This is a genomic window from Desulfofundulus luciae (assembly GCF_030813795.1).
Taxonomy (GTDB): domain Bacteria; phylum Bacillota; class Desulfotomaculia; order Desulfotomaculales; family Desulfovirgulaceae; genus Desulfofundulus; species Desulfofundulus luciae.
In genome coordinates, this window is record NZ_JAUSUX010000049.1 from 1 (window position 1) to 4551 (window position 4551).

General features: G+C 53.7%; 3 protein-coding genes. All 3 read left to right on the forward strand.

Annotated elements, in window-relative coordinates; all coding sequences use genetic code 11:
- Positions 1-174: 174 nt before the first annotated feature.
- The 3 genes from J2Z49_RS14490 (at position 175) to J2Z49_RS14500 (ending at position 4462) form a co-directional block, all read left to right on the forward strand.
- Positions 175-1350 (forward strand): MFS transporter, encoded by a 1176-nt coding sequence (locus J2Z49_RS14490; protein WP_307403869.1) that lies wholly within the window; start codon positions 175-177, stop codon positions 1348-1350.
- Positions 1351-1394: 44 nt separating this feature from the next.
- Positions 1395-2705 carry a polysaccharide deacetylase family protein gene (locus J2Z49_RS14495; protein WP_307403871.1) on the forward strand — a complete coding sequence of 437 codons (1311 nt, stop codon included), beginning with the start codon at positions 1395-1397 and terminating at the stop codon, positions 2703-2705.
- 212 nt (positions 2706-2917) lie between these two features.
- Entirely contained in the window at positions 2918-4462 is a 1545-nt protein-coding gene (locus tag J2Z49_RS14500) for a class I adenylate-forming enzyme family protein (protein ID WP_307403873.1), read from the forward strand.
- Positions 4463-4551 lie beyond the last annotated feature (89 nt).

The window sequence follows — 4551 nt, forward strand, 5'->3', positions numbered from 1 at the left end:
AAGGCCGCTGCCTTGAAGCTAATGTTTTTGAGCGGTGAGGTCTCATAACGGGAAAAAATTTTTGTGGAGATACCTACTGGATCTTGACACGGACCTCCCCTTGCACACCCTTCCAAATCTACCGTTTTTACGGTATAATGAAGAAAAATCTCGAGTCAGGGGGATACATGGCCATTGCTGTCGGCAAACCTTACCCGCCAGGAATGGATGCTGCTGGTCATCCTCTTTATTACGGAATTTGCCAGGGGGGCCTTTTTCCTTTCCTTCCTTCCCATATATGCCGTTAAGCACCTGGGCCTGTCCATAACTGCGGCCGGTTTTGCGGTTTCTGCCCATTATTTTACTGAAACTGCCTCCAAAACTGCCGCCGGCTGGCATTTCGACCGTACGGGCAGGCCGGTGTTGCTGATTGGTTTAATTACCGGCCTGGCGTCCTTGATGGCTATGAAACTGTGGCCTTTGCCCGTTATTCTAATAGGTGCCTCAGCCCTTTTTGGCCTGGGCATGTCCCCTGTCTGGCTGGGAGTAATGAGTGAGGTGGCCCCGGTTGAGATGCCCGGCCGGGCCAACCGCATTGGCCTGGTTTTTGCCGCATGGCTGGCTGGGGCCGGGGCCGGGCTGGTTGCCGTAAATTTCATCCTGCGCAGGGGGGTTGAGCCGGCCTTTTCCCTGATCATCATCCTGTGGCTGGTTTCCGTACTTCTTACTCTGTTTATTTTACCTTTCAGGGGTCGCCGCGAAAAACAAACCAGGGAGGGTATTTTTCCTTCCCTTGCCCACCTGGCAACCAATCCGGCAGTAATGCGTATCTTAATCCCGGGAATGTTTTTGCAAACCTTTTGCGCAGGCCTTTTATTACCTGTATTGCCCCTTTTTGCCCAAAACCAGTTGGGCTTAAGTTACAACCAGTATGGTCTTTTGCTCCTGGCAGGTGGAGGAGCCGCCGTGCTTGGCCTCCTCCCGATGGGGATGGTAATGGGCCGCGTGACCTTGAACAGTCTTTTAGCCGCCGGGTTTGGGTTAAGCGCCCTTTGTTTGGGTTTGTTTACCGCCAGCCATGGCCCCCATAGTGCCTTTCCCCTGGCTATCTTGCTGGGTCTTTCCTATGCCGTGATCCTGCCGGCCTGGAACACCTTGCTGGCCAGGGTTATCCCCCCGGAGCGACAGGCCACGGGGTGGGGTATTTTTGCTACCGTTGAGGGTTTAGGAGCAGCTATTGGCCCGGCCGTGGGTAGCCTGGTGGCCCGGAATGCAGGTATCACGGCCCCTATCATGCTGGCGACGCTGCTCCTGCTAACCGTAGCTCTCTTTTATACTTTTTACCCGCTGGAAAAATTTCTTGTTAAATAACAATTATTGTTTTCTGGAGACTATCATAAGCTGGAGAGAAGGGTATGACGCAAGCCCTGTTCAAAATACTCACCTTTTTCCTGGGGTTATACGCCCTCTTGCCCACTGCCCTGGCGCGCCTATGCCATATCGGAGTCATCTGGCAGGGACCCCAGGGCGGCAGGCGGGTAGCCATTACCTTTGATGACGGCCCCGATCCGGTCTATACACCCCAGGTTTTAGACATCTTAAAGCAATACAAGCTACGGGCATGTTTCTTTGTGCTCGGGCACAAGGCCAAAGCCCACCCGGAATTGATCACCAGAATGATTGCCGAAGGACACGAAGTGGCCAGCCATGGCTTCCGCCATCATTTTCCCTGGTTTTTAGGACCCCGGGCTATGATCAGGGAGGTAAGGGAAGCCAGCCGGGTAATCGCGGAAATTACCGGCCGACCGCCGCGCCTGTACCGGCCGCCCTGGGGTTTATTTAACCTTTTCTCACTGCTCCACAGTTACCTGTTTGGCCAGCGGGTGGTATTATGGTCCTTTATGAGCTGGGACTGGGGACGCCGGTGCACCCCCGAATCCATAACCCGCCAGGTTCTTTCCCGGGTACGGGACGGTTCGATCCTGGTTTTCCACGACAGCGATGACACTCCGGGAGCAACCCCGGGGGCACCAGCAAAAATGCTGGCGGCTCTCCCCTTAATTATCGAAGGGCTGCAACAGCGGGGTCTATCCATCGCACCGCTAGCCGAACTGTATTTGCCCGAGGAAAATTTTTGGAGCCGCCTGGGGCAAAGGATGGACTCCTTTCTTATACGCTTACTCGGGATAAAGGAGCTCTACCTTGACGGTCACCCTACCCTTTTTCGCCTCAGGACGCGGCGTTATCGCGGCAGGCCCCTGGCCCTGTCTGATGGGACTCTTTTACGGCCCCGAGATCCCATTGCCGAACTTCATCTGAATAATGAAATGCTCAAAGAAATCACCCGGACCGGGAAAAGCCCGGAACGGATTGCCCTGCTTACTTTAAAAGAAGTAAAGCGTTCTCTCCCCGCCCTTGCCCGGTGGGTCCAAAGTACACCCCAGGGAAAAAATATCCGGGCGGTGGTTGGATTAACGATGCTTTACCGGGGAACAGAACGCCTGGGTTTTACCGTCAGCGAGCCTCCGGCCATCATTAAAGGCCTGGCCGGCTGGTATCAGGGCTTGCTCCTGAGCCTCTATCACTCCGAGGGACGGTTACGCCTGCACCGGCATAAGGAAAAGCTTTCTCCAAAAATCGTGGCTATGGGGAGGGAAGAACTGCTCCGCCGTTATTTACGGGTAACAGAAAATGATCCCGGCCAGTGGCAACATTTGACGGGGTAATATGGTGGCCGTACCCACAAAACCACCCCAGAACGAGTCCAGCTATCTTCTTTTTTATTTAAAGGTTCCTAAAGCTCCTAATACGAAATAAAAGAAATAACCGCGGCAGGATTTGCTTGCTCAAAAGAGAATTTTTTAAATACTAAACTGGCACGCTCATTACGCTTTTCGTCCCTTACTATTGCCCCGGGCTGCACAAGGAGGTAAACATAATGAACCTGGCCTTGAGGTTGGCCGAAGTCGGTCGGCTATCCCCCGATCACGAAGCCCTGGTTTTTCATGATCAACGCATACCCTACGCAACCCTCAACTACTGGATTAACCGTTTAGCCAACGGCTTAAAGAAGTTAGGGCTGGCACCGGGTGAACGGGTACTCATAGCACTGGAAAATTGCCCCGAATTCGTGGTTTCCTTTTACGCAGTTATGCGAGCAAGGGGCATTGCCGTTCCCATTGATCCCCTTTATACCATTCATGAAGTAGCTGTTATTGCCCGGGACGCTTCCCCCGCCCTTATCATTTGTAACTCCGCAAATATCTCCATGTTTACCGAACTCGCCAGGGAACTCCCTATTCCCCGGGGCTTCATTGTTACAAACGCTACAAAAACTGTTCCAAATGCATATTGCTATGAGGAATTGCTGGTATCATTTCCCGCCAACGATCCTGCCCGGCGCGGGGAAAGGGACGACGTAGCGGAAATACTTTACACTCCCGGCAATACCGGTAAGCCCAAGGGAGTGATGTTAACCCACAGCAACCTTTACAGCAATGCGTCCACCTTTGCCCGCTTCTGTGGGCTTACTCCCCAGGACCGGGCCTTGCTGGTAGCGCCGGCCTACCACTCGGCGGCCCAGACTTGTGTATTGCATGCTTCCCTGGTCGCCGGGGCCAGGGTGGTCATCCATGAAAAATGGCCTGGAGCCCGTGCGGTCTTACAAACCATCCAGGATGAAAAGATCACCTTTTTCTTTGGCCCGCCCACCATGTATGTATTGCTGATGGAAGACCCGCAGGCCGAAAATTTTGATCTCAGCTCCTGGAAAATCGCCTTTTGCGGAGGCGCTCACCTGCCCGTGCAGGTTTTCCATGCCTTTGAGAAAAAGTTTGGCCTGCAGATTACGGAGGGTTACGGCCTTACCGAAACTTCCCCGGTGGTGTGCTGCAATCCCGTCTTTGGGATCAAAAAACCGGGTTCCGTCGGCCCCCCCATTCCGGGCGTGGAGGTAAAAATTGTTGATTATGAGGATCAACCCCTGCCTGCCGGCCAGGTGGGAGAAATCGTGGTCCGGGGACCAAACGTAATGAAGGGGTATTTTAACCAGGAAGATGAAACCCAAAAGGTACTGCGCAACGGCTGGCTGCATACGGGGGACCTGGGTTATATGGATGAAGACGGCTATGTGTTCATCGTCGGCCGCAAAAAGAATGTAATCATCCGTGGAGGACTAAACATCGATCCCCGGGAGGTCGAAGATGTTCTCTACCTGCATCCCCAGGTTTTCGACGCCGTGGTGGTGGGTGTCCCAGATCCGGTGATGGGAGAAGAAGTGATGGCCCTGGTCATGCCCCGGGGCCACGAAAGACTTGACATCGCGGAATTGGAGGCCTTCTGTGCCCAGAGGCTGGCCCCTTACAAGGTGCCCCGTAAAATACAGTTTATCGAAAGCCTGCCCAAAACAACTTCCGGAAAACTTTTAAGGAAAGAAGTAAAAAGGATGCTAGAGCATATGTATCGAGCAGGAGGGGGCGGCTAGCCCCCGTCCTCTCACACCACCGGACATGCGGGTCCGCATCCGGCGGTTCACCAAGCTTGACGAAGATAAGAATAGCGTTCGGTTAAGCT

Excerpts from the sequence above, each read along its gene's own strand:
- J2Z49_RS14495 (WP_307403871.1), top strand. The coding sequence starts at position 1,395 with ATGACGCAAGCCCTGTTCAAAATACTCACCTTTTTCCTGGGGTTATAC.
- J2Z49_RS14500 (WP_307403873.1), top strand. The coding sequence starts at position 2,918 with ATGAACCTGGCCTTGAGGTTGGCCGAAGTCGGTCGGCTATCCCCCGAT.